Below are 26,336 nucleotides of genomic sequence, written 5' to 3' on the forward strand. Positions count from 1 at the left end.
CCCGCGCTGCGACCACAACGCCCGCTATGATGAGATAGGGCGATTGTAGTCAAACCTCAGCGGCACGCAAATCGAATCGCCGATTAATCATGCATGGCGCAAACGCCGGAAAAATCGGCCGTCCGTCGACGTCGTCGGGCATGCCGGCCGCTCGCCCGCGCCGCATGGCCGAAGCACCTCGACCGCCCGCGCCGATACGCGCTCGCGCACCTGCGCGTCAGCCCGCCGCGCAGGCGGTTTCATGCAGACGCAGCCACACGACACGCCCTGCGCCGTCGCGCGCGAACACCGCCGTCGAGCGGCAGCGTGGCCTGCCCGGCCGCATCGGCCTGGTGCTCGCGATCACCGACCACGGCGCGTCCGTCGCCCTGCCCGATCAGTTCCAGTTCGTCGATCACGGCGCCCCGCGCCTGTGCAAAAAAAGCCGTCAGCGCGGTGAAATCCAGGCGCGCCCCTGCCAGCGTCACCATCGAGTAAGCGGGCGAGAAACGCGCGCGCAGCGTCGGCAAATGCCCGGCCGGCGCTTCGCCGGACAGCCAGCGTTCGATCTCCACGTGCGCGTCGCGCACTTCATCGAAAAACGGATTGGATTCCGTCATGAAACATTTCCTCTCAGCGTGTCGGCATCAAGCAACGATCGCGTCGCCGCGCAGCAGACGCCCGGTGTGCGCGCTCGACAGCCGCGCGATCAGCGGCAACGGCAGCAGGGTCAGCGCGGCCGCGACGAGCAGGCACGCGCGATAGACCGGCAGGGCCGCCGCCCCATCGTCGGATCCGGTTCCCGTTCCGGCCAGCCATGCATTGAGCGTGCTGCCGAGCACGGCGACGCCCAGGCAGAAGCCGAGCTGGCGATTGACGTTCCACAGCGCGCCCGCCTGCCCGAGCCGCGCGGGCGGCACGTCGAGAAACGCGACGCTTTGCGCGGCGCTTGAACACCGGCTGCCGCGGAAGCCCAGCACCGCGTAGGCCAGCGCCAGCCCGCCGTCGTGCCCGGCGGACCACGGTGCGGCGAGCATCAGGATGCCCGCGCACTCGATCAGCACGCCCGCGGCGAGCAGGCGTTTCGGCCCGGTGCGCGCGTGGCTCGATTTCCTCAAGGCGCGTCTGGCGGTGCGGGACGGCGGCGCGCCGGCCGCGCGTGTGACTGACGCGGGTTCGATTGACGCACCCGTGCCGGTCGTCAAGCCGCGTCGCGCACGGACGCGCTAAGCACAAGGTGCGCGCGCGGCTCGATGTCCTCAAGGCGCATCCGGCCGCGCGGGACGGCGGCGCGCCGGCCGCGCGCGTGCCTGGCGCGGGTTCGATTGACGCACCCGTGCCGGTCGTCAAGCCGCGTCGCGCACGGACGCGCTAAGCACAAGGTGCGCGCGTGGCTCGATGTCCTCAAGGCGCATCCGGCCGCGCGGGACGGCGGCGCGCCGGCCGCGCGCGTGACTGGCGCGGGTTCGATTGACGCACCCATGCCGGTCGTCAAGCCGCGTCGCGCACGGACGCGCTAAGATCCTGCTCGGCCTCGCCGTCCGGCTGTGCTGATCGGCCTCGCGCCACAAAGCCCCACGCGCGCGGCCGCCCGCTCGATCCTCGCCCCATGCGACCCAGATTCGACCAACGACAGGGAGGCTTCACCATGCATGCATCCGTCACGCGCGCATTCCGGCTCCGCGCACTCGCCGGCCTGACGCTCGCGGCGCTGTCCATCGGCGCGCACGCCGCCGACTGGATCGTCTCCGGCAACGACGGCAAGTATCAGCGCGTCGCGGGGCGCGACACCTACCTGCCCGACCCGCCCGCCGACACGCTCACGCTGCTCGATGCGAGCGTATTCCCGCCGCGCGTGAAAACCCAGGTCGACGTGGAAAACGGCATCCAGGGCCCGCCGCAGGCCGTCGCGATCACGCCGGACGCGCGCGTCGCGCTGGTCGGCGCGCCGACCCGCTACGATCAGGCGGCCAAGCAGCTGTTCTACGATCCGTTCCTGCAAGTGGTCGATCTCGACGCGACGCCGCCCGCCGTCACCCGCATCGATCTCGGCGCGCATCCGCAAGGCATCGCGATCGATCGCGCCGGGCGGCTCGCGCTCACGGCGAATCTCGACGGCAAGGTGTCGGTGCTTGCCATCGACGGCCGCTCGGTGCGGCTGCTCGACAGCCTCAAGATCGGCGCGAAGCGCCTCGCCGGCATCAGCTTCACGCACGACGGCCGGCACGCGCTCGTCTCGCTGCGCGACGAAGGGGGCGTGGCCGTGCTCGACGTCGACGGCACGACCGTCACCGACAGCGGCGTGCGCCTGAGCGCGGGCGTCGCGCCGTACACGGTCGACGTGTCGAGCGACGGCAAGTGGGCGGTGGTCAGCAATGTGGGCCTGGCGGGCCTGCCGGGCTACACCGGCAAGCTCGCGGGCGACGCCGACACGATCACGCTGATCGACGTGTCGCATGCGCCGTTCCGTGCGGTCCAGCACCTCACGGTGCCGTCGCTGCCCGAGGGCGTGGCGATCTCGCCCGACGGCAAGTGGATCGGCGTGCAGGCGATGGACGGCTCGAACCTGACACCGGACAACCCCGGCCGGCACACGCTCGGCAAGGTGCTGCTGTTCGCGATCCGCGACGGCCGCGCGGTCAAGACCGCCGAACTGCCGGGCGGCGAAGCCGCGCAAGGCATCGTGTTCACCGCCGACAGCCGGCACCTGATCGTGCAGTTCAACGTCGAGCGCCAGCTCGCGCTCTATGCGGTCAATGGCGGCAGGCTGCGCGACACCGGCGAGCGCATCGCGCTGACGGGCGGGCCGTCGTCGCTGCGCACGACGCCGCGCTGAGCGGCGCCGGACGCGCGCCGGACGACGCGGCGACGCCGCGTGCGGTCAGGCGCCCGCGACGAACAGCCAGACGATGCAGACGATCCCGACGAACCACACGAGCGAACGCACGGGCGCCCAGTTCAGCAGGTACAGCAGGCCGTGCAGCACGCGGGTGGCGACGAACACCATCGCGAGCAGGTCGACGCGCTGCGGATTCGCGCCGTTGTGCCACGCGACGACGAGCGCCGCCGTGAACAGGGCGAGCGCTTCCCAGGAGTTCTGGTGCGCGGCGGCCGCCCGGGCGCGCCAGCCTTCGAGCCTGGCCAGATAGCCGCGCGGATCGCGGTTGTCGTAGCCCTTCTGCGACTTCGCGCAAATGGTCCAGACGAACGGCAACAGCGCGACGATCAGCAGGCAGGTCTGCGAGATGTTCATGGCTACGTCTCCCTATCGTTACATCGTTGAATGTCAAAATAGGGCAGAGCTTAGCATCCCGCCTCCCTGCCCGCGCACCCGCTTTCTAGACGTCCGCCTCTGCCGCGGCGCGCCATTTCGGCGCGAGGCGGCGGCGGACGCGGCTCAGGGCTGCGGCGGCTCGCCCGCGGTGGTCGCGGTGCGCGCCCAATCCGCGAACTCCTGGTCGTAGCGCGGCGCGAGATCCGCGAGGTAGGTCGCGTAGCCGTCGTAGTCGCCGCGCCGGAAACGCGCGACGATCGTGTCGACTTCGGAGCGATGCCGCTCGAACATGAAGCGCGTGGCCATGTAGCCCCAGCGATAGGCGCGCGCGACATAGTCGGCCGAGGCATAGCGCGTCTTGACCACCTCCGAGAAACGATAGCGGCCGCTGCGCGCCGCCTCGATCGATTCCGCGTTGTCGTTCTTGCGCGACAGGTACTCGGCCACGCCCTCGATCCACCAGACGGTCGGCTGGGCGGTGCTCACCGCGAAATCGCCGGCCATGTCGAAGCGGCCGTCGAGATAGTGCGTGAACTCATGCTCGAGGTTCCAGACCTTGAACGCCGGACGCAGCCACGACGCCTCGTGCGCGATGAAGCGCGCCTGATTGCCCGGCTTGGCCGGATCGCCTTCCAGGTACATGCCGCCGTTGTCCGTGCTGATGCCGTACAGCACCGACGCGTACTTGCGGTAGTTGTCGTAGTCGCTGAACACCACCAGTTCGATGGTCTCGTTGCGATCGTTGGCGACCGGCTGCCGGTTGGTCTTCAGCATGCGATGGAAGTAATCCTCCTGCTTCGCGACCGTCGCGCACACCGACTGCATCTGCGGCGTGGTCAGCTGCTGCGCGACGACCCGGATGTGCGCGTCGCAGGCATAGCGCTGCGTCAACACCGCGGCCGACAGCTTGCCCTTGTAGTCGCACACGCCGTAGTCCGCGCAGTGCTCCGGATCGCCGTACTGCACGGACTCGGCCGCCGCGAGCCACAGGTCGCTGTCCGGGCCCGTCATGCTGGTCGATGCGAGCAACTGCTGGATCATCGGCTTCACGCGCGGCTGCTGCGCCGGATAGCGCAGGAAGCGGAAGGTTTCGCGCGCCGCGTCGGCGAGCTGGTACGCGGCCCGCGTACCCAGCAGGCTTGCACGGTTCGCGGTGACGAAGCGGTTCAGCGTCTCCGGCAGCGACGCATCGCTGCCGAGCACCGCCGGCGCATCGGCGCGCTGGTGCGCGTAGAAAAACACCGTGAGCAGGCCGGTGAAGCCGCCCGCCGCGCTCGTCTGCTGCAACGGCGCGGCCGCCTGCGGATTGGCCGGGCTCGCCGTGTACGCGGCCACGCGCGCCTTGAGCTGCGGCACGTAGTAGACCTCGTCCTTCATGTTCGTGATCAGCTTCATCAGCTCGCTCGCCGTGCTCGGCGCGCGCGGATTATCGCGGAACAGCGCCTCGCCCTCGATGCTCTGGCGGATGTACGGCCGCAGCGCGACCGCCAGCCCCGGCACCTGGTCGGCGACGCCGCTCACGTCGTATTGGTAATAGGCCGAACGCAGGTAGATCAGCAGGTTCACGAGCGCGAGATTGCTCGCGTCGTAGCGGTACAGATCCTGCACGAGGCGGCTCGCCACGGCGTGCACGTTCTCCCCGCTGAAGATCTTCGCCGCGAGCGTCTTGTCGACCGAGAACAGCCCGTAATGGCATTCGTAGTCGGGCAGGTTCACGACATAGTCGGCCAGCGCCGCGCCGCGATAACCCGCGAGCGCGTTCATGTCGCGGCACCCGTCGTCGGCCGCCGCGCTGCGCTTGCTGCGCAGGCCCGACTGGCGCGGCTGCGTCGACTGTTGCAGCGTCGCGCGGTCCTGCTTGCTGAGCGGCAGGTTGTAGGCGGCCTGCTCCGGCGACAACGGCAGGTTCTGCGGCGCGCGCGGCATGCGCGACTGCGGCGCCCGCGCGGGCGCCGTGTCGGCCGCGGCCGGCGCGCTGAGCGCGCCCAGCACCGCGAGCGCGGCCGCGCCGCGGCTCGCCGCGCGCGCAAACGTTGTCATATTCATGCATGCCCTCTCTTTGTTTTTTAATGAGAGAGCGAATCTATAACGTTGGAATCCTTGCCGTCAATTTCATTACGGCACATTACATTGAATTTTCAATCTAGATCAATAGCGTAATGGATTAATCGATCGAATTATTCAATATTTCAGAAGCACACTATGCGGATTGCCGTTTTTTCGATCAGCGATCCGTATCCGGCCGCGCATACTCCGCCGCAATCCATTTCAGCGCGTTCTCCTGGCTGAGCCGGTATCCCGCCGACACCCGCACCCGCGCGAGCGACGTGCCGTCCGCCGCGCTGGCGCCGAGCATCGCGTGCGGATCGTCTTCGTCGGGCACGATGTCGAGCGTGACCTGCACTTCCTCGCCGTCCGTCCACACGATCAAGGACTTGTGCAGCATCGCGTGACGCTGCTGCTCGTGACGCCGCAACACCTCCGACGCCGTCTTCACGAGCGTGCGGAAGGCCCCCGAATCGAGCGGCTTCGGGTTCTTCTTGTCGCGGCCCATGGTCCACGGGCCGACCAGCGCGGGCTCCGCCTCGCCGTCGCGGATCATCTCGACCGCCCAGCCGTCGTCGTCCTCGTTCTTGATCACGCGCGCGGTCCAGCCGTCGTCGCGCCACAGGCCGCTCTCGTGAATCACGTCGTCGTCGCCTTGAAAATCGGTATCGCTCATGGGTCGGGGAATCGTCGTCAAGCGCCCGCGCGCGGGTCGCGCATGCGGGCAAAGGCATGATTTTACCCGCCCCCGCGCTCCTGCCGGCGCCGCACGTTCCGGCGGCGCATGCATCCGCGCCGCGCGACGGCCGCGCATCCCCCCGCGCGGATAACGGGTATTCGAATAAAACGCAGGGATTCGCTTATTCTTTTTCCGCCGGATACGCGGATTTCTCCAATCAAAATGTAATTTAATCCGGCCTGCGTGATTGCCTATCCTCACTGAGTCGTGATTTCCCCGCCGCGATCCGAGGCGAATCCGCCGCGCCCCACCAGCGGCCCCGCCCCGGCATCGCTCCGACTGACCGCGCATGGGCCACTCCGCCACGCGCCCTTTCGCCGAGCCGCGCGCCCCATGACCTTTCCGATGCCCGTTGCCGATCCGCTGTTCTACCTGATCGCGTTTCCGACGATCTTCGTGATCGCCTTCTCGAAGGGCAGCCTGGGCGGCGGCTTCTCGCTGATCGGCGTGCCGCTGCTGTCGCTCGCGATCAGCCCGGGCAAGGCGGCCGCGATCCTCGCGCCGAGCATCTGCTTCATGGACCTGTTCGCGATCCGCGCGTATCCGCCCAGCACCTGGGACAAGGAGAACCTGAAGATCCTCGTGCTGCCGCTGATCCTCGGCATCGGGCTCGGCATGCTGTGCTTCCGCTTGCTGAACGACCGCTACCTGCAATTGCTGGTCGGCCTGCTGACGCTCGGCTTCGTCGTGAACTGGTTCGCCAGGATGCGCGCCCAGGCGCGCGCGAGCCACGGCGGGCCCGCCGCGCGCGTCGCGCCGAACCGCAAGGTGGGCGCGATCTGCGGCCTGCTGTCGGGCTTCACCACCTTCGTCGCGCACTCCGGCGGGCCGCCGATCTCGTTCTACCTGCTGCCGCAGAACCTCGGCAAGGCCGTGCTCGCGGGCACCACGATCCTGTTCTTCTTCATCGGCAACTACGTGAAGCTGTTCGGCTACATGAGCCTGCACCTGCTCGACGGCACGAGCTGGAGCACCGCGCTCGTGCTGACGGTGGTCGTGCCGTTCGGGATCGCGGCCGGCAAGACGCTGAACGATCGCATCAGCCCCGCGCGCTTCACCGCGCTCTGCTACCTGATGCTGATCCCGACCGGTGGGTATCTCGTCTATCACGCGCTGGCCTGAAGCGGGGCGGCCCGGCTTACGGACCGATAACATCGCTGTCATTTTGTAAGCGTAGGCTGCGGACCTTTCGTTCCCGTCGATCGCCTCATGTCCGCCCCGCTTCGTTTCATGCCCCGCCCCGCGCTTCGCCGCCCGCTCGGCCTCGTCCTGGCCACGGCCCTGCTGCTCACCGCCTGCCGCGACGACGACCCGCCCGCCCCCTCCGCAGCGACGCCACCGCCGACCCGCCCGGCCGATCCCGGGCCCGGCACGCCGACGCCGACCCCGGTGGCCGGCCGCTGGACCACGGGCGACCTGCATGTCCACACGACCCAGTCCGACGACGCGCAGACGCCGCTCGACACCGTGCTCGACCAGGGCCTGACGAAATCGAACCTCGACTGGATCGCGCTGACCGACCATCTGCGCGTGTCGCATCGCGATCACACCGGCGCAACGCTGCCGGACAGCGCCGGCATACCGATGTCGCAAGGCATCCGCGACGATCAAGCTGCCGCGCATCAAGCAGTTGCAGGCGGCCGGCCGCTATGCAGACAAGCTGATCTACTCGGCCGTCGAATGGGACATCCCGACCCACGACCACGGCAACGTCGGCATCTTCTCGGGCGCGCCGCTCGCCCCCGACGCGCAGGCGCTCAATCACTTCGAGTACCTGTTCACGAGCCGGCCAGCCAGCCAGTTCGCGCCGGCCGACGTCGCCGCCTGGGACGCGGCCGACGCACGCGCCTACACCACCCACGACGACGCCCTCGCCGCGCTGCGTTGGTTGCGCGCGCATCATCCCGACACCAGCTACCTGCTGTTCAATCACCCGTCGCGCTCGGCCGACAAGTACAAGGCGGCCGACTTCCGCGCCTTCAACGACATCGCGCCGGACATCGCGTTCGCGATTGAGGGGCTGGTCGGCAACCAGATGGAGCCGGACCGCGGCGGCTACAACAGCGCGTACGTGCCGGCCAACCTGAAGGCGCGCACCTACGGCGGCGCGGACTACGTGGTCGCGCAGGTGGGCGGCGTATGGGACGCGCTGCTCGGCGAAGGCCGGCGGATCTGGACCATCGCGGATTCCGACCATCATTTCAAGGTGTCGCCGGACAATCGCAACAGCAGCGGCTACTACCCCGGCGAGTACGCGAAGACCCATGTCTGGATGACCGGCACCGGCCTGCGCGCGCTGCTCGACGGCCTGCGCTCGGGACGCGTGTTCGCGGTGTTCGGCGATCTCGTCGACGCGCTCGACTTCCAGGCCGCCGACGGCGCGAACCGCGCGCAGATGGGCGGCGAGCTGACGGTCGCGCCCGGCCGCACCGTGCGCCTGACGCTCCGCTTCAAGAGCCCGTCGCGCAACAACATGGAATTCACGGTCGGCAGCAGCGCGAGCGCGAACGTGCAGCCGGTGGTCGACCACGTCGACCTGATCGCGGGCGACGTCGCGCCGCGCGCGCTGCCGGGCACGCCCGGCTACGACAAGGCGACCAACGACAGCACGAAGGTGATCGCCACCTTCACGAAGGCCGACTGGCAAACCGACCGCGACGGCTACCGCACCGTCAGCTACGACGTGGTCGCGACGAAGAACCGCTACTACCGGCTGCGCGGCACCAACCTCGGCGTCAACGTGCCGGGCGAGACGCAGGACGGCAATCCGCTGCCCGACGCGCGCGTCGACAACCCCGACAACGCGCAGCGCTTCAACGCGATCAACCTGCGCAACTACAGCGACCTGTGGTTCTACTCGAACCCGGTGTTCGTGACGGTCAAGGGCTGAGGGCGGGTGGCTCCAGGCCGGCCGGGGCGGCTGGCTCTATTCGCGCGCTGAATAGCCCGGTATCGTGTGATTCGGTTTCTCGTTCACCGCTGTCAGGATCACCGATGCGCACCAACGAATACAAGCAGCCGATCGGCCCCGCGCTCGACGGCTGGACGCCCCGCCCCCGCCCCACCCGCGTCACGCTCGCCGGACGCCACTGCACGCTCGAACCGCTCGACGCCGACCGCCACGCGGCCGAGCTGTATGCCGCCTACGCGCTCGCGCCGGACGGCCGCGACTGGACCTACATGACGGTCGGGCCGTTCGCCGACGCCGCCGGCTATCACGCCTACGCCGCCCGCGTGCAGGCCGGCGACGATCCGCTGCATTTCGTCGTGCGCGACGCGCGCGCAGCGGGCGCGCGGTCGGCACGATGGCGCTGATGCGGATCGATCCGGCCAACGGGGCGATCGAGGTCGGCTCGGTGTCGTTCGCGCCGCCGCTGCAGCGCACGCGCGCCTCGACGGAAGCGCATTACCTGCTGATGCGCCATGCGTTCGAGACACTCGGGTATCGCCGCTACGAGTGGAAATGCGACAGCCTCAACGCACCGTCGCGCCAGAGCGCGGTGCGGCTCGGCTTCAGTTTCGAGGGGATCTTCCGTCAGGCGCTCGTCTACAAGTCGCGCAGCCGCGATACCGCGTGGTACGCGATCGTCGACCACGAATGGCCGGCGCGGCGCGCGGCGTTCGAGGCGTGGCTCGCGGACGGCAATGTCGATGCGCAGGGGCGGCAGCTGCGCTCGCTCACCGAGGTCCGGGCGGCGCTGGGGGCGTAGGTGGACCGCTGTGGCGTCGAACCCGGGCGCCGCCGCTCAGTTCGCCTGCTCCAGGTAGCGGCACACCAGGCCGACGAGTTCGCGTTTCAGCTTGGGCCGCGCGAGAACGCCACGCCGGGCCGCGTTGTGGATCACCCCCTCGACCGCCGACGACAGCACCTGCACCCGCACCGCATCGACCTTGGCGCCCGCCGTACCCTGATACGCCGCCATCACCGCGCCATAGCCGCGCAGGTAGGCCTCGTGAAACGCGTCGACCGAGGATTGCGCCTCTTCCGAACAGGGCAGGTCGAGCAGCGTGCGGTGCAGCGCCGGATGCTCGTCGTGAATCGCGATCATGTCCGTCACCAGGCCCTCGACCCGGCGCCGCGGGCCGCGGCTGCTTTCGCCGGCGCGCCGCAAGACCGCCAGGACGTCGTCGAAATGCCGCTGGCGGATCGCATCGATCAGGGCGATCTTGTTCGGAAAGTATTGGTAAAGCGAACCGATGCTGACGCCCGCCACGCTCGCGACCTCGTTGGTCGTGAATCCCGGCCAGCCCCGCGCATCGAGAATGCGAGCCCCCGCGATGATGATCGCCTCCACGGTCGCCCTGGAGCGGGCTTGCCGTGGCGCTTTGCGCATCGCCGCGCCGCGCGCGGAAACACGAGTGGACATGCGGCCCTCCCTCGTCGATTATGTACACCGGGCTCACATTTTATTAGGACGTGGAGACAGATGCCATGAGTGCAGGCGAATTGATGTCACGGATGCTTCGCTATCAGGCGTGGGCGAATCAGGAAATGCTGAACGGAATCGCGGAGCTGGACGCCGCGCGGTTTCCCGACGAGCGCCGCATCACGCTGCGCGCGATGAATCATTGCCTCGTGGTGGGCAAGATCTTCGCGGGCCATCTGCAGGGCGAGCCGCACGGCTTCGCCGCGAACAACACCCCCGACACGCCCACCCTCGATGCGCTTCGTTCGGAACTGGCGGCGCTCGACAGCTGGTATCTCGACCACGTGTCCCGGGTGACGCCCGCTGGCTTGTCGCAGGCCGTTCCGTTTACCTTCACCGACGGTGACGACGGCTGCATGACCCGGGAAGAGATGCTGACCCATGTCGTCCTGCACGGGACCTATCACCGCGGCGAGGTGGGCCGGATCCTGACGCAGGTGTCGGGGCGCTCCGATACGGCCATGCGCATGCCCTGGGACACCTATGCCGTGCATCTCCATCAGGACGATCCCGCGCGGCGGCGACACGGCAAGACAACCGCGTAACGCGCGCGGCTCATGCGCGGGTTTCAACGCCGCTGCCCCTCACACGCGGCGCGCGCCGGTCTCGCGTCGCGCGCTCGATCCGCGCAGGGCGACGTGCGCGAGGCCCAGCACGGCGACGAGAAACGCCACCTGGGCCAGATAGAACGGCGCGAGCCATAGCCCGAGCCGGGCGACGTAGCCGGTGTTGTGCAGCACGTCGCTCACGATCACCCACACCGTCAGCCATACCCCGGCGCGGGGCCGCGCGAACAGCAGGACGGCGGCCAGGGGATCGAGAAAGGTCAGCGCATCCCAGTAGAGGCGGCTGAACAGCGGGACGTCGATGCCCAGGCCGTAGTCCCACAGCCAGCCATGCCGGACGATCGTCAGGCCGTGGTTGAACGTCGCGCCGAGCAGGCACAGGGCGAACAGCGTGCGGATGACGATCGATGCGCGCGGCATGCGGTGAATCCTCGTGGGGGTCTCGTCGTGTCGTGAGGTCGACATGGTGGCCGATTGCGCGGCGTTCTGCACACGCCTGTGTCGCGCCTGACGGCGTCCGCGCATCCGGAAAGCGAAAATCAGGCAGACTCTCACCGGTCGATCGCGCGTTCCTGACGGCATCCCTTCCCGATCGGCCTCCGCTTCATGACTGACGTCATGGCTGACGAACAGGTGACCGAGCATGCGAATCCATCCTTTGCGCCTCGCGCCCGGCGACGACGTGCGCGCCGCCCTCGAACACGCGCTGCGCGAGCAGGCGCTGCACGCGGCCTTCGTGCTCCAGGGCATCGGGAGTCTCAGCATCGCCGAACTGCGGTTCGCGGGCGCGGAAACGCCCACGACACTGCGCCGCGATCTCGAGATCCTGAGTCTGGCCGGCTCGGTTTCGCCCGACGGCGCGCACTTGCACATGTCGGTGGCCGACCCGGACGGGCGCGTGTACGGCGGTCATGTGGCGCGCGGCTGCCGGGTCAGGACGACCGCCGAGATCCTGCTCGCGCTGCTGCCCGGGCACAGCTTCGCGCGCGAACGCGATGACGGGACCGGGTATCCGGAGCTGGTGATCCGGAACAAGGGGGATGACGATGAGGGGCCGGTTTGATTCGCGTGTCTTGCGGTCCGTTCGCCCGCGCTCGGTATCGTTGATGCCCCCTCCCGCCGGGTCCTCATCGGGCCACGCGCTCGGCCACGAGCCGGCGCGCAGCCCCTCGCGGCTACAGTAGACCTTGATTCGTCATCGCCAGCGCCAGCCGCTCCGCGCCGATGCCGAAGCCCGCGCCTTCGCGATACGCCCCGCCCCCGACGACCTGTTGCTGTGCGCCCAGTTCGGCGCAGCGGATCTCGAAGCCCCGTCCGTCCAGGTAGTAGCTGAGCCCTCGCCTTGCCGAGCGGTCGATGTCGTAGCGCACGCCCAATGCATCGAGGAAGCCCGTCGCAAGCGTCTGGCTGCGCGCCAGGGCGCGCTCGGGATCGGGGCCGAGGCATTCGAAGCCCAGTTGCGAGAACTCGCGATAGCGCCCGGCCTGCGGCCGCTCGTAGCGATAGCATCGCGCGACATAGAACAGCTGCCGCTCTCTCCGACGCCCCAGCAACGCCGCGCAGCGCTCCTGGAACAGCGCCGTCGCCTCGGGAATGAGGCAGCACGGGCGTCCCTTCTTGTCCGGAAACGCCCACATCTGGCCGATGATCTCGCTGCCGCCGGCCTTCTCGACAAACGTGTCCTGGGACCACAAGGCCGGCACGATCGCCTCTTCCGCCCCGGCTTCAGTGAAGGTAGCTCCGGAAACGGTTTTCGAGCGCGCGCATGCGGGCGGCTTCCTCGCCCACGACAAAACGGGTTCCACGGATCATGGTCATGTCGGTTCTCCTGGTAGCGGACATAAAAAAAGGCGCCGAAGGCGCCTGGGTCGTTGTGAGCATGAAGGGGATGGACTGATTGCCTCCCTGCCTCCTGCTATGGACGTAACGAACCACGGCGCGATGGAATGTCGGCGTGGTGGTGATGAAGCGCGATGCGCATATCGAAGGTGTCCATGCGCCGATACTCCCATAGGCGGTTTTGCTTGTAAACCTCGCATCGTATCGGCGCGCGTCGCGCTTTTCCCCGCAATCGTCAGCGGTCGAACGACGGCATCCCGGTATCGAAGCCGCCGCAAGCCGACGAGTCCGACGGCGGTTTCGCCACGCGTGCACGAGGCCCTGAATACCCGTGCATATATATTCAACCCAATTTCATCAACCAAGGAACGGTTCTCGTCGAATCTTGCATTGACGGTACTTGCCAAGCCGGAGCAAAAAACCAAAAAGAACGCACGGTCACCGACATTTCGGAATTCTTACTTAACATGGTTCTCGCTGTGCTGAAAACTTCGTGTCGATAATCTTCCCGAGGAGATCGCAATGTCGAGATTTTCCATTTCGCATATGAAGTCAATCTGCCTGAGTATTGCCTGCACCACCGTATTGCTGTGCCAGGCCCCGCAGACTTTCGCCGCCGGCGAGCCGTCGAATCTTCTTCCGAACGCGGGCTACGATTACGCCGCGTCTCAAAGAATCGCCGCCCATGCGCTGACGGGTAAGGATGCGCTGAGGGAATTGCTGCGGAAGTACGACCTGTACCAGCGCGCCGTTGCCGACAAATCGGGATTGAGCCCGTTCGACAGTGCGAGCGATGAAGTCGCGGCCAGCTACAACAAGGTGATCGCTACCGGCGCGGAGGATCGTTTGGCAAGCCAGAACGCCGATCAGGCCGGTTCCTCCCCGGGCGACATCCTCACCTACACCTGGCTGGAACGCGGTGAATATCAAACAAGATCGCTTATATATGGCGCTGGAGCTGGCGCTAACGCCTGGAATGAATACAAGCCGCTGAGCGGCGTATTGAACACGGGCATCACCCGGAAGGCAGTGAAAGCCGGCAGCGTCAATGCGGCCGCGAGCACCAATACAACCGATCTGTTTGGAATCCAATTCCGCTCCAGTACCGTAGTTCAATACATCGGCAATACCGGCGCCGGCACACGGGACTACAACGTGACGTTCACGAGAGGCACCAACACGATCAACGTCACCATCCCGCTGACCAAGAAAATCGCTGCCTTGTATTTGCAAGGCGTCACCGTTCTTGGCACGACTCAGGTATATGGGATTGGCACGAGTGTTCTGGTGGTCCAGCTTTCATGGAACGGCTCCGAGCCGCTCGGTGGCGGCGCGAACGTGCTGGTTGTTTACAGCGACGCCGCTTGCCCGTGATGCCGTGTCAGCCGAGCCAGGCACGCGTCCTGCCGCCGTAAGCGGCAGATACGCCGACGGCGGCCCACATGGACGCGCAGCATCGGGCCACCCTGCTCAATCCAGCGGCGGAATCCGTCCTTCGCTCAAGGTCTTCAACAGCCGCACGCGGCGGCGTTCGAGATCGGCGATCTGGCGTTCGATGGACGCGAGCCGCCTGCGTTGCGCGTCGGTGGTCTCGGTGCATGCCTTCGCGCCTTCGATCATCCGCATGCAGTCGGGAAAGGAACGGATCTCGACCAGACTGAAGCCCGTCGCGATCATGCGCTGGATCTGCCTGACCTGCGCCACGGCCGCGCGCGGAAACACCCGATAGCCGTTGCCCGCGCGCGCGGACGTGAGCAAACCCTGTTCGTCGTAGTGACGGATCGCGCGCACGCTGACGCCGGTCGCGCGCGCGAGTGCGCCGATGCTGAGCGGGTTGGGGGTGACGGAGTCGGGCATGAGTAAGGTAACGTCTGGTCACATTCTCACCAACGGCCCAAAGGCGCAGGCAAGCGCTGCGAAGGCGAGATAGTTGCCCTCGAGTTTGTCGTATCGAGTGGCGACACGATGAAGATGCTCGACCAATTCGTGCGCGCCCGAACAAAGAAAAGGTCATCGATGAAAACTCCAAAGTCCTCGTCCCTCATCTCGGCGACTTCCTCTGCAGACTATTCGTCAGTCATCTTAACGGTTGTGCTTTATCAGATCGGGGTGTTCAGGAATGGGATTTTCGGCGGCGCAAGCTGCCGCAAGATCGTCAAATGAACATCCAGATTGACCTTTTTCAGATGATCGAGACTCATTTGACCACCGGCAATCAGAGCCGGCTCAAAACCATACATCTCGTTCGACTCAAGCGGTCCGAGCTTGCCAGCAGCACGTTTGAATAGCGGCAGCTTGGCCTCGTCCTTAAAGTCACATTCGCTCAACGTTTTGGCACCGAAAAATGTCTGAACACGAAAGTCGGGATTCTTGAGCGGCCCCTTCAAGTCCTTTTCCAGAGCAATAAGAGAATGCGTCGGGCATGAAACCGTCAAGCTCGGCCCCGTTTTCTCACCCCATGCATACAACTTCCCGAACGCCGTTCGAGCGATGACGTGATAGCTGTCGACTTCTTCAAAGATCGTATCCTCCAGCCACATATCGAGAACGTCTTCATATTCATCCGGATTCACGATCCAGAATAAGCCGTTCGAGTAGCCCGCCCAACCTTCGTCGGACCAGTACTTCAGAAGTTGATCGGGCAACTTCTTCTCGAACTTATCAATGCTTGCTTGAGGCACCTCGATACGACTCGTGGCTTCCCCAAAATTTTCGATAAACAGCTCAAAATCTTCGTCTCTCATCTCATTCCCTTTCCGCGACAAGGCTCTAGCTTGACGTTCATCAAGGCGTCACCCTTACCGCTCGAAATGGCGTCCTTCGCCCCTCCCTCCATGGTTGAGAGGCGATCGCCCTGGTTCCAACTCCCACCAATCGAGGAATTGACACTCGAGCTTCCCATGCGAGTCGGATCTGGATGCGCCCAGCCACCTGCAACCATATCTGGCTCATGCAGCGCTGCAAGCTTGCTTGCAACTGTATTGGCTCGCTCGCCGCAGTCATAGCTTACCGTCAAGAAAAATCACGACCACCTCATTACCGATCTGCGGAATCTGAATCATTCCGAATCCGCTAGCGGCCCAAGGCTGCCCCCCGTATCGACGTACGACTCACTGCTTAACTGGCTACAAAATGCCGCCTCAGGTCACATTTGCCGGCAATCACCACGCCCGTGCGCAGATCCTTGGCAAATCGCGCCACGGGCAGCCCGTTCGGTCGATCCAGAGAACAGCTTCGACAAACCAACGATTGTCCGCCTCCACACGTCCTGGATCGCCGTCCTTGCCCAGCAAAACCGATTCGATTTACGCCCATACCTCGCCACTCAGGAACGTTCGAATCACCTTGACTAGCTTGTGCAAAAGACAAAACTCATCGAATGTAAACCGGCACTAACACCTTTTCGCTTGACCCTCACATGGGCGTGAGGGTTGAGAGTGGGGCTCCTCGTCATCCGAATGGAATCCCGCTCATGTTCTCCCGTCTCTTCTCTTCAAGGCTCCTCGCCCTGCTTACCCTGGGCGCGTTGATGGTCGCGTCAACGGCGGCCAGCGCCCAGCCCCCCGACCCGGACCTGGACAGTCACCGCGCCGGGCGGCGTGACGCTCGCCGTGCAGGAAGCCGGCAACCCCGACGGCCCGAGCATCATCCTGATCCACGGGCTGCTCGGCAGCCGTTTGAACTGGGATGCACAACTGAACAGCGCTCAACTGCGGCGCTATCGCCTGATCACCTACGATCTTCGCGGCCACGGGCTCTCGGACAAGCCGGCCGGCCTCGACGCCTACCGCGACGGACGCCGCTGGGCCGACGATCTGGCGGCCATCATCCGGGCCTCGCACGCGCGCCGCCCGGTTCTGGTCGGCTGGTCGCTCGGCGGCGCGGTCATCTCGAACTATCTCGCGGCCCACGGCGACGGCGAAATCGCCGGCGCGGTGTACGTCGACGGCGTGATCGAACTGAAGCCCGATCAGATCGCGCCGCATCAGCAGGTGTATCGCGACATGACGTCCGCGGACCTGAAGACGCATCTCGACGGCGAGCGCGCGTTTCTCGAACGCTGCTTCCACACGCTGCCGGACCCGGCCACTTTCGCGCGATTGCAGGCGAGCGCCGCGATGGCGTCGTGGGATATGCAGCGCGCGGTGCCGTCGATGAGCGTCGATGCCTCCGGGGGGCTTGCCCGGGCCAAGGCGCCGATTCTGCTGATCTACGGTGCGGAGGATGCGCTGGTGAACCCGGGGCCCGCGATCGCCCGGGCCAAGGCGTTGAATCCGCGCGTCCGCAGCCTGCTGTATCCGGATGTGGGGCATGCGCCGTTCGTCGAAGCGCCGGATCGCTTCAATCGCGACCTGGCGGGATTTGTCGACGCGGCGGCGCGCTGAGGGAATGCGCCGCGGCATCCGGTCCGATCGACGCCCCGCGCCTCGCTCAGGCCGCCTGATTGTTTTCCGGATTCCCATCGCGCCCCCAACGCGCGACAATCCCCCAGCCGGCCCCAATCCGGCCCTGGCTTCCCCTTCCCCCGGAGATTGCATGAAACCGCTGTCCGTCCTGTTTTCCACCTGCTGCGCGGCTGTCGCGCTGAGCCTCGCCGCCCCGGCCGCGCATGCGGCCGACACGCTCGATTCCGTCAAATCGAGCGGTGTGCTGAAGATCGGCATCGAGGGCACCTACCCGCCGTTCGGCTATCGCAATGAAAAGGGCGAACTCGAGGGCTTCGACATCGACGTCGCGCGCGCGCTCGCCGCGCGGCTCGGCGTGAAGCCGCAGTTCATCGCGGTCGAATGGAGCGGGATCATCGCGGGCCTCCAGGCCGGCAAGTTCGACGTGATCGTCAATCAGGTGACGATCACGCCGCAGCGCCGCGAGGCGATCGATTTCAGCCAGCCCTACCTGTATTCCGCCGCGCAGCTGATCCAGCGCGCCGACGATCCGCACGACTACGGCGCGCCCGGCGCGCTGAACGGCCGGAAGATCGGCGTGACGCTCGGCACCAATTTCGCCGACCTCGCGAAGACGATTCCCGGCGTCACCGTGCTCACCTACCCCGGCGCGCCCGAAAAGCTGCGCGACGTGGCCGCCAAACGCGTCGACGCGAGCATGGACGACCGCCTCATGCTGCCCTACCTGATCAAGACCTCGAACCTGCCGCTGAAACCGGGCGCGACGGTCAAGGGCGGGGAGACGCAGATGGGCATCCCGGTCCGCAAGGGCAATCCGAAATTCTCGGCGGCCGTCGACAACGCGCTCAATACGCTGCGCCAGGACGGCACGCTCACGAAAATCTCGGTGCGCTGGTTCGGCGCGGACTATACGAAGCCGGGCGCATAAGCGCCCGCCCGCGGCGCGCGATCGATCCGCGCGCCGCCTCGACGCCCGGGCCGCCGGACCCGCGCGCGCCCGGGCCGCTTCGTCAGGGCTTCTGCCAGCTTGCCGCCAGCACCGGCCCGAGTTGCTGCGCGATGGCGGCCGGCAAGCTCGTCTGCCCCGCCGGCGGCGGCGAGAACGCCGCCATCGCATCGACCAGATTCGCCACGCGCGTATCGTTCAGCACCTTGCCGTCGCCGGCCTCGAGCGTGTGCACGTGGCCGGAGCCGCTGTACCAGCCGTTCAGGGTCAGCGCGTCGGTGGTGCCGATCACGTCCACTTCGAGGTTGTTGCCCACGCGGCGCAGCCACAGCTGGTCGCTCGCGACGCCGCTGCCGAAACGCACCACGTCCTGATTCAATCCGCCCGACTTGCTGGGCGTCTCCGTCAACGATACGCGCCCGGTGCCCGGATTCACGATGAACGTGTCGATGCCCGCGCCGGCGTTCAGCGTGTTGTTCCTGCCCACCGTGATCGTGTCGTTGAGGTTGCCCGCGTTGATGGTGTCGCCCGTCGCGCCGACGATCCGGTTGTTCACGCCCTGCAAACCGTTCAGATACTGGTTGCCCGTGCTCGTATCCGTGAACACCAGCCGGTCCGCCACCGCCGCGTAGTTCCAGCTCGTGCCGTCCGCGAACATCAGCTTCGGCCGGTTCGCGCCCTGGCTGAAGTAGCCGGTGATCTTCAGCTGATCGCCGCCGCCGAAGCCCAGGATCAGGTTGTTCTGCAAGTCGCGCGTGATCTGCGTCGCCTCCGCCGCGATGCCCGCGCCCAGCTGCACCACGTCCTGGTTCACGCCGCCCGACTTGCTTGACGTCTCGTTCAACACCACCTGCCCCAGGCCCTTGCCGACGATGAACGTATCGACGCCCGCCCCCGCATTCAGCGTATTGTTCCTGCCCGCCGTGATCGTGTCGTTCAGGTTGCCCGCGTTGAGGGTGTCGCCCGCCGCGCCGACGATCCGGTTGTTCACGCCTTGCAGGCCGTTCAGGTACTGGTTGCCCGCGCCCGTGTCCGTGAACACCAGTTGATCCGCGATCGTCGCGTAGCTCCAGTTCGTGCCATCCGCGAACACCAGCTTCGGCCGGCTCGACGCCTGGCTGAAGTAGTTGGTGATCTTCAACTGGTCGCCGCCGCCGAAGCTCAGGATCAGGTTGTTCTGCAGATCGCGCGCGATCTGCGTGCCGGCGGCCGTGATGCCCGCGCCCAGCTGCACGACATCCTGGTTCGCGCCGCCCGACTTGCTCGACGTTTCGTTCAGCGTCACCAGTCCCAATCCCTTGTTGACGATGAACGTATCGACGCCCGCGCCGGCATTCAACGTATTGTTCCTGCCCGCCGTGATCGTATCGTTCAGGTTGCCGGCGTTGAGGGTGTCGCCCGCCGCGCCGACGATCCGGTTGTTCACGCCCTGCAAACCGTTCAGGTACTGGTTGCCTGCGCTCGTATCCGTAAACACCAGTTGGTCCGTGATCGTCGCGTAGCTCCAGTTCGCGCCGTCCGCGAACACCAGCTTCGGCCGGCTCGACGCCTGGCTGAAGTAGTTGGTGATCTTCAGCTGGTCGCCGCCGCCGAAGCCCAGGATCAGGTTGTTCTGCAAATCGCGCGTGATTTGCGTGCCCGCCGCCGTGATGCCCGCGCCCAACTGCACGACATCCTGGTTCGCGCCGCCCGACTTGCTCGACGTCTCGTTGAGCGTCACCTGCCCCAGGCCCTTGTTGATGATGAACGTATCGACGCCCGCGCCGGCATTCAGCGTGTTGTTCCTGCCCGCCGTGATCGTGTCGTTCAGGTTGCCGGCATTGAGGGTGTCGCCCGCCGCCCCGACGATCCGGTTGTTCACGCCTTGCAGGCCGCTCAGAGACTGGTTGCCCGCGCTCGTATCCGTGAACACCAACCGGTCCGTCACCGACGTGTAGTTCCAGCTCGTGCCATCCGCGAACACCAGCTTCGGCCGGCTCGACGCCTGGCTGAAGTAGTTGGTGATCTTCAGCTGGTCGCCGTCGCCGAAGCCCAGGATCAGGTTGTTCTGCAAATCGCGCGTGACCTGCGTGCCCGCCGCCGCGATGCCCGCGCCCAGCTGCACCACGTCGCGGTTCGCCCCTCCGGACTTGCTCGACGATTCGTTCAGCACGACCGTTCCCAGGCCCTTGCCGATGACAAACGTATCGATGCCCGCGCCGGCATTCAGCGTGTTGTTCCTGCCCGCCGTGATCGTGTCGTTCAGGTTGCCCGCGTTGAGGGTGTCGCCCGCCGCCCCGACGATCCGATTGTTCACGCCCTGCAAACCGTTCAGGTACTGGTTGCCCGCGCTCGTATCCGTGAACACCAGTTGATCGGTCATCGACAGATAGTCCCAGTTCGTACCGTCTGCGAACACGATCGCCGGCCGGTTCACGCTCTGGCCGAAGTAGTTGGTGATCTTCAGCTGGTCGCCGCCGCCGAAGCCCAGGATCAGGTTGTTCTGCAAGTCGCGCGTGATCTGCGTGCCCGCCGCCGTGATGCCCGCGCCCAGCTGCACGACATCCTGGTTCTCGCCGCCCGACTTGCTCGACGTCTCGTTCAGCGTCACCAGTCCCAGGCCCTTGTTGACGATGAACGTATCGATACCCGCGCCGGCGTTCAGCGTATTGTTCCTGCCCGCCGTGATCGTGTCGTTCAGGTTGCCGGCGTTGAGGGTGTCGCCCGCCGCCCCGACGATCCGGTTGTTCACGCCCTGCAAACCGTTCAGGTACTGGTTGCCCGCGCTCGTATCCGTGAACACCAGTTGGTCCGTGATCGTCGCGTAGTTCCAGTTCGTGCCGTCTGCGAACACGATCGCCGGCCGGTTCGCGCTCTGGCTGAAGTAGCCGGTGATCTTCAGCTGATCGCCGTCGCCGAAGCTCAGGATCAGGTTGTTCTGCAAGTCGCGCGTGATCTGCGTCGCCTCCGCCGTGATGCCCGCGCCCAGTTGCACGACATCCTGGTTCTCGCCGCCCGACTTGCCCGACGTTTCGTTCAGCGTCACCAGTCCCAGGCCCTTGTTGACGACGAACGTATCGATGCCCGCGCCGGCATTCAGCGTGTTGTTCCTGCCCGCCGTGATCGTGTCGTTCAGGTTGCCGGCGTTGAGGGTGTCGCCCGCCGCCCCGACGATCCGGTTGTTCACGCCCTGCAAACCGTTCAGGTACTGGTTGCCCGCGCTCGTATCCGTGAACACCAATTGGTCCGTGATCGTCGCGTAGTTCCAGTTCGTGCCGTCGGCGAACACGATCGCCGGCCGGTTCGCGCTCTGGCTGAAGTAGCTGGTGATCTTCAGCTGGTCGCCGTCGCCGAAGCCCAGGATCAGGTTGTTCTGCAAGTCGCGCGTGATCTGCGTGCCCGCCGCCGTGATGCCCGCGCCCAGTTGCACGACATCCTGGTTCTCGCCGCCCGACTTGCTCGACGTCTCGTTCAACACCACCTGCCCCAGGCCCTTGCCGACGATGAACGTATCGATACCCACTCCGGCATTCAGCGTATTGTTCCTGCCCGCCGTGATCGTGTCGTTCAGGTTGCCCGCGTTGAGGGTGTCGCCCGCCGCCCCGACGATCCGGTTGTTCACGCCCTGCAAACCGTTCAGATACTGGTTGCCCGCGCTAGTATCCGTGAACACCAGTTGATCCGTGACCGTCGCGTAGTTCCAGTTCGTGCCGTCGGCGAACACGATCGCCGGCCGGCTCGCTGCCTGGCTGAAGTAGCTGGTGATCTTCAGCTTGTCGCCGTCGCCGAAGTTCAGGATCAGGTTGTTCTGCAAGTCGCGCGTGACCTGCGTGCCCGCCGCCGCGATGCCCGCGCCCAGCTGCACCACGTCATGATTTTCTCCGACCGACTTGTTCGGCACCTCGTTGAGCGTCACCAGCCCCAGGCCCTTGCCGACGATGAACGTATCGACGCCCACCCCTGCGTTCAGCGTATTGCCCTTGCCCGCCGTGATCGTATCGTTCAGGTTGCCGGCGCTGAGGGTATCGCCCGCCGCCCCGACGATCCGGTTGTTCACGCCCTGCAAACCGTTCAGGTACTGGTTGCCCGCGCTCGTATCCGTGAACACCAGTTGATCCGTGACCGTCGCGTAGTTCCAGTTCGTGCCGTCGGCGAACACGATCGCCGGCCGGCTCGCTGCCTGGCTGAAGTAGCCGGTGATCTTCAGCTGGTCGCCGTCGCCGAAGCTCAGGATCAGGTTGTTCTGCAAGTCGCGCGTGACCTGCGTGCCCGCCGCCGTGATGCCCGCGCCCAGTTGCACGACATCCTGGTTCGCGCCGCCCGTCTTGTTCGGCGTCTCGTTCAGCGTCACCAGCCCCAATCCCTTGCTGACGATGAACGTATCGATACCCGCGCCGGCGTTCAGCGTGTTGTTCCTGGCCGCCGTGATCGTGTCGTTCAGGTTGCCGGCATTGAGGGTGTCGCCCGTCGCGCCGACGATCCGGTTGTTCACGCCCTGCAAGCCGCTCAAGTACTGGTTGCCTGCGCTGAGGTCCGTGAACACCAGCCGGTCGGTCACCGACGTGTAATCCCAGGTCGCGCCGTCCGCGAACGCGATCGTCGGCTGGTTCGACGCGCTCGAGAAATAGCCGCGGATCGTCAGTTGCCGCTCGCCGCCGAACGCCAGCACGAGATTATTCGACGTATCACGCAGCACCCGCGTCTGCGCGCTCGACAGCCCCGCGCCGATCCGCACCGTATCCTGGTTGCGGCCGCCCGTCTTCCAAGCTTCCACCAGCGTCACCTTGCCGATCGTCTCCGACAGCACGAAGGTATTGCGCCCCGCGCCGGCCGCCAGGGTCTCGTCCCCCGCGCCCGCCACCAGCGTGTCGTCGCCGGACCCCGCCTGCAGCGCGGCCCCGGCGATGCCGACGAGCAGGTTGTCGACACCGTTGCGGCCGCTCACGGACAGATGCGCCGCATCCGCGACGATCACGTTCGCGCCCAGCCCCGCCAGCGCGCGCGGGAATCCCGGCTGGTTCCAGTCACCCTGCGACGTCAGGGCCGTGCGCACCGCGCTGCCCCATGCGTCGTCGTTCTTCAGCGCATTGCCGAGATCGCCGATCAGCGTGGCGAAGCCCGCCGGGTCCTGCGCACAGGCCTGCTTCAGCGACGCCACCAGCGCCGACACATCGACCTGCGGCAGGCCATTGGCGCCGACCGACACCCGCACCTGCGCATACAGGTCCTTCAGCTCGGTCTGGGCGAGCAGCTGCGCCGCGACGGCCTGGGACAGCTGGTCGAACGCGGACGACAGCAGGTCCGCGCCCGCGTGACGCGGGTTCGGGTCCGCGCCCTGTCCGTAGTTGACCGCGTAACGCTGGCCGAGGAACGCTTCGAGCGTCTCGATCTTGCGCGCGTCGATCACGTGGTGATAGATGTTGTTGTCGCGACCGTCCGGATCGTGCTGCGCGACGCCGGCCCAGGTGTACAGCAGCGTGGTCAGGATCTGCGTGCGCTGCGCCGGGTCCTTCGTGCCCAGGAACGCCTGGACCAGCGACTGCAGCTGGCCGCTCGCGTCGAGCGCCATCGCGGCGCGCAGGCTGTGCACGTTGCCGAAGCCCGGCACGTCGGGCAGCGCGGCGATCGCGGCGCTGACGGGGACGTTCGTGAGATTGACGGTGCGCGCGGTGTCGACGTTCAGCCAGACGTCCTCCATCGTATGCGTGCGGCCGTCCGCGGTCGTGAACGAACCGATCGCGAGGTGCAGGTTGCCGTTCGCATCCTTCACGTTCTCGCCGGTATGGGCGAGCGAGACCGACGTGATGCCCAGTTCCGCGAGCGTCTTCAGTTCGCCCGTCTCGACCTTGCCGTCGCTGTTCGCATCGACCCACACGCGCAGCTGGTTGTAGGCCGCGTCCTTGGCGTCGATCACGCCGTCGCCGTTCGCATCGAGCGACCCGAGCGCCGTGAATCCGGCGTCGGCCGCCGCGGCCGTATTGGTGCCGGCGTTGCCGATCAACTCATTGCCGACGATCTGGCCGTCGCCGTTCTTGTCCCACACGAGGATGCCCTCGTCGGGCGTCACCCAGGCGGTCTGCTGCGCGAAGCCCGTGCCGTTGTAGTCGAAGTGCACGCCCGCGCCGATCCCGATCGTCTTCACGCCGTTGCCGGACAGGTCGAGCACGAGCGGGTCCATCGGCTGCAACGCGGAATGGAACATCTCCTGTAAACGGGAGATCAGCCCGCTCATGTCCGGCGTCGCGCCGCGCACCAGATCCTCCAGCTTCATGCCTGTCTGCTTCAGCACCTTCTCGGCCGCGCTCAGCCGATCCGAGAACTGCGACTTGATGTACTCGCCCAGCGTCATGTGCGCGGCGACGGCTTCCCTGCTCAGGTCCGACATCATCTGGTTGAAGCTGCGATCGAGCACGTTCCAGGCGGCCTGGCTCGTGCCGTAGGTCGCGAGCAGCACTTTCTCGAAATCGATGCGGGTCTGCTGGTCGTCGATGAACTGGTTCGCGAAGTTCACGACGCTCATGTTGTACTCGACGTCCTTCGGATTCAGGATCGGCAGCGACGTGCCCTGGTAGCCGGTCGGATTCATGCCGGCGGCCTGCAGCGCGGTCCAGGTGAAGTTGATGCAGTTGTTCGACAGGCCGTTGTAGGTGTTCGCATCGAAACCGAACTTGCCCGGCTCGCTGCCGTATGCGAGCAGCGTGCCGTACTGGTCCGCGCTGATCGTGTAGGTCTTGGTCACGATGCTCGGGCCGCCCGTCGTCGCGTTCTCGTCGAGATAGGTGCTGTTGTCGTTGCGGTACACCTTCCCCGGCGCGAACGGCTGGCCGTTGTAATCGTCGCTCGGAGCAAAGCCGAACGAAGCGGGATCCTTGCCGCTGCCGTCGTCGATCGAATACCACATGTGTCCGGTCGGCGATGCCGCGCCATTCGACTCCCGGGTCATGGGCGCGGACATATGGATGGTGATGGAATATGTCATGCAGCAATCCTATTTTTGATTATTTGGAATGGTGAGAACGCGACAACAGGAAATACACGCCAACCCCTTCGGCCTTGAATTCGGGGTGGCGCACGAGCGTATCGAGCACGATGGCGTAATGCCGGCCATCGACGAGCCCATTCAGTTCGCCGAGAATGACATCGACGTCGAGCCGGCTCCAACCCTCGCAAATCGATTGCGTTTCATGGGTATCGCTGATCAACGTCGGCGTGCGCGCGCCCAGTGCATACACGCGCACGCGCAACGGCACCGGGCTGCTGCGGCGCGCCGCGTCCGCGCCGCAGCCGATCGCATCCAGCCCGCGAACGCGCCGGGCATCGTCCGGATAGGAGAACGCGAGCTTCATGGTGGAGATTCCGTTCGCGACGAAATCGGGAATGATGTGCCGGCTGCCCGCGACATCGGCGTCGAGCCTGATCCAGAAAGGCGCTTGCAGCGATTCGCCCGAGGCGGGCGTCCACGGCGCCTTCGCATCGCCGCGCGGCTGATAGATCGTCTCCGCGTTCAGGTGCGGAACATGGCATGCCGACAGCACGAGCGCGGCGATGACGAGCGGACGCAAGCGCTGTGTCATGAAGAATTTCGCCAATATCCACCGCATAAGGAAAAAATGCCGCGCGCGGGCTGAACGCAGCGCATTTGGCGTGGCAAACCAAGGTCTCATCGGGAATAGGCGTCTATTCGGGCTGGTCTAATAAAAACGGACAATTACATTTTTATTACGGATTTCCCTGCGATCTCGCTCGTTACGGCATATTACCAAATATCGATTTATGCGACTGATTGGTTCAAGGGTTTCTTATTGCTGAGCAAGCGGAATAACCCAATGCCCGATCCGGTCAACGATGGCCGTTCCGTTTGTCATTCGACGCGACAATCGCGTGGGACCGCACGCGCCTCGCGTCATTGCCATCCGCACGACAGATCGGATGACCGCAGCGCTGTGGACCGGTTCAATCGTCGAGGTTTCCTCTACATCCATCGGGGAACCGGTTCGAACGGACCGCTTTCACGCCATGCGCATCGGCGGATGTGACTCACATCAAGATAGATCGCATGCCTACATGTTCTAGTAGTTGTTAGGATTGCTATCGCACTCTAGTTTTCATGGGCGAGTCGCGCGGCCCTTCGCACC

General features: G+C 65.8%; 21 protein-coding genes and 2 pseudogenes. 9 read left to right on the forward strand and 14 right to left on the reverse strand.

Annotated elements, in window-relative coordinates; all coding sequences use genetic code 11:
- Positions 1-239 precede the first annotated feature (239 nt).
- Positions 240-599, reverse strand: a complete 360-nt coding sequence (locus Bsp3421_RS12690) for a DUF4440 domain-containing protein (protein ID WP_273996305.1) — start codon at positions 597-599, stop codon at positions 240-242.
- A 27-nt stretch (positions 600-626) separates the two neighbouring features.
- Positions 627-1,097, reverse strand: a complete 471-nt coding sequence (locus Bsp3421_RS12695) for a hypothetical protein (protein ID WP_273996306.1) — start codon at positions 1,095-1,097, stop codon at positions 627-629.
- Positions 1,098-1,627: 530 nt separating this feature from the next.
- Between Bsp3421_RS12695 and Bsp3421_RS12700 the strand changes: the two genes are divergently transcribed.
- Entirely contained in the window at positions 1,628-2,815 is a 1,188-nt protein-coding gene (locus tag Bsp3421_RS12700) for a YncE family protein (RefSeq protein WP_273996307.1), read from the forward strand.
- Positions 2,816-2,860: 45 nt separating this feature from the next.
- Here Bsp3421_RS12700 and Bsp3421_RS12705 read toward each other — a convergent pair whose 3' ends face one another.
- The 3 genes from Bsp3421_RS12705 to Bsp3421_RS12715 all read right to left on the reverse strand — a co-directional run bounded on the left by Bsp3421_RS12705 (position 2,861) and on the right by Bsp3421_RS12715 (position 5,975).
- Entirely contained in the window at positions 2,861-3,232 is a 372-nt protein-coding gene (locus Bsp3421_RS12705; protein WP_273996308.1) for an MAPEG family protein, read from the reverse strand.
- Positions 3,233-3,376: 144 nt separating this feature from the next.
- Entirely contained in the window at positions 3,377-5,299 is a 1,923-nt protein-coding gene (locus tag Bsp3421_RS12710; protein WP_273996309.1) for a collagenase, read from the reverse strand.
- Positions 5,300-5,477: 178 nt separating this feature from the next.
- Complete coding sequence (locus Bsp3421_RS12715; RefSeq protein ID WP_273996310.1) at positions 5,478-5,975, reverse strand: hypothetical protein; 498 nt, start codon at positions 5,973-5,975, stop codon at positions 5,478-5,480.
- A 396-nt stretch (positions 5,976-6,371) separates the two neighbouring features.
- On the opposite strand from Bsp3421_RS12715, the gene Bsp3421_RS12720 reads away from it, so the two are divergent.
- The 3 genes and pseudogenes from Bsp3421_RS12720 to Bsp3421_RS12730 form a co-directional block, all read left to right on the forward strand.
- Complete coding sequence (locus Bsp3421_RS12720; protein WP_273996311.1) at positions 6,372-7,160, forward strand: sulfite exporter TauE/SafE family protein; 789 nt, start codon at positions 6,372-6,374, stop codon at positions 7,158-7,160.
- A 508-nt stretch (positions 7,161-7,668) separates the two neighbouring features.
- On the forward strand, positions 7,669-8,928 hold the full coding sequence (locus Bsp3421_RS12725) for an S-layer protein (protein ID WP_273996312.1): 1,260 nt from the start codon (positions 7,669-7,671) through the stop codon (positions 8,926-8,928).
- A gap of 104 nt (positions 8,929-9,032) precedes the next feature.
- Positions 9,033-9,736, forward strand: a pseudogene (locus Bsp3421_RS12730) (GNAT family N-acetyltransferase); the annotation flags it as partial.
- 48 nt (positions 9,737-9,784) lie between these two features.
- On the opposite strand, the gene Bsp3421_RS12735 reads toward Bsp3421_RS12730, so the two are convergent.
- Positions 9,785-10,333 (reverse strand): TetR/AcrR family transcriptional regulator, encoded by a 549-nt coding sequence (locus Bsp3421_RS12735; RefSeq protein ID WP_273998377.1) that lies wholly within the window; start codon positions 10,331-10,333, stop codon positions 9,785-9,787.
- A 155-nt stretch (positions 10,334-10,488) separates the two neighbouring features.
- Here Bsp3421_RS12735 and Bsp3421_RS12740 point away from each other — a divergent pair, with 155 nt between their 5' ends.
- Positions 10,489-11,010: a DinB family protein gene (locus Bsp3421_RS12740; protein ID WP_273996313.1), complete on the forward strand. Its 522-nt coding sequence runs from the start codon at positions 10,489-10,491 to the stop codon at positions 11,008-11,010.
- Between the two features lie 39 nt (positions 11,011-11,049).
- Here Bsp3421_RS12740 and Bsp3421_RS12745 read toward each other — a convergent pair whose 3' ends face one another.
- On the reverse strand, positions 11,050-11,451 hold the full coding sequence (locus Bsp3421_RS12745) for a hypothetical protein (RefSeq protein WP_273996314.1): 402 nt from the start codon (positions 11,449-11,451) through the stop codon (positions 11,050-11,052).
- 223 nt (positions 11,452-11,674) lie between these two features.
- On the opposite strand from Bsp3421_RS12745, the gene Bsp3421_RS12750 reads away from it, so the two are divergent.
- Complete coding sequence (locus Bsp3421_RS12750) at positions 11,675-12,094, forward strand: PPC domain-containing DNA-binding protein (protein WP_273996315.1); 420 nt, start codon at positions 11,675-11,677, stop codon at positions 12,092-12,094.
- A gap of 112 nt (positions 12,095-12,206) precedes the next feature.
- On the opposite strand, the gene Bsp3421_RS12755 is transcribed toward Bsp3421_RS12750, so the two are convergent.
- Positions 12,207-12,734, reverse strand: coding sequence for an ATP phosphoribosyltransferase regulatory subunit (locus Bsp3421_RS12755; RefSeq protein WP_273996316.1), 528 nt, complete (start codon positions 12,732-12,734; stop codon positions 12,207-12,209).
- A gap of 658 nt (positions 12,735-13,392) precedes the next feature.
- Between Bsp3421_RS12755 and Bsp3421_RS12760 the strand changes: the two genes are divergently transcribed.
- Complete coding sequence (locus Bsp3421_RS12760) at positions 13,393-14,244, forward strand: hypothetical protein (protein WP_273996317.1); 852 nt, start codon at positions 13,393-13,395, stop codon at positions 14,242-14,244.
- 96 nt (positions 14,245-14,340) lie between these two features.
- On the opposite strand, the gene Bsp3421_RS12765 is transcribed toward Bsp3421_RS12760, so the two are convergent.
- The 4 genes and pseudogenes from Bsp3421_RS12765 to Bsp3421_RS12780 all read right to left on the reverse strand — a co-directional run.
- Positions 14,341-14,727 (reverse strand): MerR family transcriptional regulator, encoded by a 387-nt coding sequence (locus Bsp3421_RS12765; RefSeq protein ID WP_273996318.1) that lies wholly within the window; start codon positions 14,725-14,727, stop codon positions 14,341-14,343.
- A 242-nt stretch (positions 14,728-14,969) separates the two neighbouring features.
- Positions 14,970-15,614 (reverse strand): GAD-like domain-containing protein, encoded by a 645-nt coding sequence (locus tag Bsp3421_RS12775; protein WP_273996319.1) that lies wholly within the window; start codon positions 15,612-15,614, stop codon positions 14,970-14,972.
- Positions 15,611-15,811 carry a polymorphic toxin type 15 domain-containing protein gene (locus Bsp3421_RS34370; RefSeq protein WP_443111512.1) on the reverse strand — a complete coding sequence of 67 codons (201 nt, stop codon included), beginning with the start codon at positions 15,809-15,811 and terminating at the stop codon, positions 15,611-15,613. Before Bsp3421_RS34370 ends, Bsp3421_RS12775 begins: the two co-directional genes overlap by 4 nt.
- A gap of 244 nt (positions 15,812-16,055) precedes the next feature.
- Positions 16,056-16,175 (reverse strand): annotated as a pseudogene (locus Bsp3421_RS12780) (transposase); the annotation flags it as partial.
- Positions 16,176-16,469: 294 nt separating this feature from the next.
- On the opposite strand from Bsp3421_RS12780, the gene Bsp3421_RS12785 reads away from it, so the two are divergent.
- Both Bsp3421_RS12785 and Bsp3421_RS12790 read left to right on the forward strand, forming a co-directional pair.
- A complete protein-coding gene (locus Bsp3421_RS12785; RefSeq protein ID WP_443111444.1) occupies positions 16,470-17,255 on the forward strand; it encodes an alpha/beta fold hydrolase in 786 nt (261 codons plus the stop codon).
- Between the two features lie 151 nt (positions 17,256-17,406).
- Complete coding sequence (locus Bsp3421_RS12790; RefSeq protein WP_273996320.1) at positions 17,407-18,204, forward strand: transporter substrate-binding domain-containing protein; 798 nt, start codon at positions 17,407-17,409, stop codon at positions 18,202-18,204.
- Between the two features lie 82 nt (positions 18,205-18,286).
- On the opposite strand, the gene Bsp3421_RS12795 is transcribed toward Bsp3421_RS12790, so the two are convergent.
- Together Bsp3421_RS12795 and Bsp3421_RS12800 are read right to left on the reverse strand one after the other, a co-directional pair.
- Positions 18,287-25,180: a beta strand repeat-containing protein gene (locus Bsp3421_RS12795; RefSeq protein WP_273996321.1), complete on the reverse strand. Its 6,894-nt coding sequence runs from the start codon at positions 25,178-25,180 to the stop codon at positions 18,287-18,289.
- Positions 25,181-25,199: 19 nt separating this feature from the next.
- Positions 25,200-25,775 carry a hypothetical protein gene (locus Bsp3421_RS12800; RefSeq protein ID WP_273996322.1) on the reverse strand — a complete coding sequence of 192 codons (576 nt, stop codon included), beginning with the start codon at positions 25,773-25,775 and terminating at the stop codon, positions 25,200-25,202.
- Between the last annotated feature and the right edge of the window lie 561 nt (positions 25,776-26,336).

Source organism: Burkholderia sp. FERM BP-3421 (genome assembly GCF_028657905.1).
Classification (GTDB): domain Bacteria; phylum Pseudomonadota; class Gammaproteobacteria; order Burkholderiales; family Burkholderiaceae; genus Burkholderia.

Bases quoted from the DNA above. Each gene is read 5' to 3' on its own strand.
- Bsp3421_RS12690 (WP_273996305.1), bottom strand. From the start codon at position 599: ATGACGGAATCCAATCCGTTTTTCGATGAAGTGCGCGACGCGCACGTG.
- Bsp3421_RS12700 (WP_273996307.1), top strand. From the start codon at position 1,628: ATGCATGCATCCGTCACGCGCGCATTCCGGCTCCGCGCACTCGCCGGC.
- Bsp3421_RS12705 (WP_273996308.1), bottom strand. From the start codon at position 3,232: ATGAACATCTCGCAGACCTGCCTGCTGATCGTCGCGCTGTTGCCGTTC.
- Bsp3421_RS12710 (WP_273996309.1), bottom strand. From the start codon at position 5,299: ATGAATATGACAACGTTTGCGCGCGCGGCGAGCCGCGGCGCGGCCGCG.
- Bsp3421_RS12715 (WP_273996310.1), bottom strand. From the start codon at position 5,975: ATGAGCGATACCGATTTTCAAGGCGACGACGACGTGATTCACGAGAGC.
- Bsp3421_RS12720 (WP_273996311.1), top strand. From the start codon at position 6,372: ATGACCTTTCCGATGCCCGTTGCCGATCCGCTGTTCTACCTGATCGCG.
- Bsp3421_RS12740 (WP_273996313.1), top strand. From the start codon at position 10,489: ATGTCACGGATGCTTCGCTATCAGGCGTGGGCGAATCAGGAAATGCTG.
- Bsp3421_RS12745 (WP_273996314.1), bottom strand. From the start codon at position 11,451: ATGCCGCGCGCATCGATCGTCATCCGCACGCTGTTCGCCCTGTGCCTG.
- Bsp3421_RS12750 (WP_273996315.1), top strand. From the start codon at position 11,675: ATGCGAATCCATCCTTTGCGCCTCGCGCCCGGCGACGACGTGCGCGCC.
- Bsp3421_RS12760 (WP_273996317.1), top strand. From the start codon at position 13,393: ATGTCGAGATTTTCCATTTCGCATATGAAGTCAATCTGCCTGAGTATT.
- Bsp3421_RS12765 (WP_273996318.1), bottom strand. From the start codon at position 14,727: ATGCCCGACTCCGTCACCCCCAACCCGCTCAGCATCGGCGCACTCGCG.
- Bsp3421_RS12775 (WP_273996319.1), bottom strand. From the start codon at position 15,614: ATGAGAGACGAAGATTTTGAGCTGTTTATCGAAAATTTTGGGGAAGCC.
- Bsp3421_RS34370 (WP_443111512.1), bottom strand. From the start codon at position 15,811: ATGGTTGCAGGTGGCTGGGCGCATCCAGATCCGACTCGCATGGGAAGC.
- Bsp3421_RS12790 (WP_273996320.1), top strand. From the start codon at position 17,407: ATGAAACCGCTGTCCGTCCTGTTTTCCACCTGCTGCGCGGCTGTCGCG.
- Bsp3421_RS12795 (WP_273996321.1), bottom strand. From the start codon at position 25,180: ATGACATATTCCATCACCATCCATATGTCCGCGCCCATGACCCGGGAG.
- Bsp3421_RS12800 (WP_273996322.1), bottom strand. From the start codon at position 25,775: ATGACACAGCGCTTGCGTCCGCTCGTCATCGCCGCGCTCGTGCTGTCG.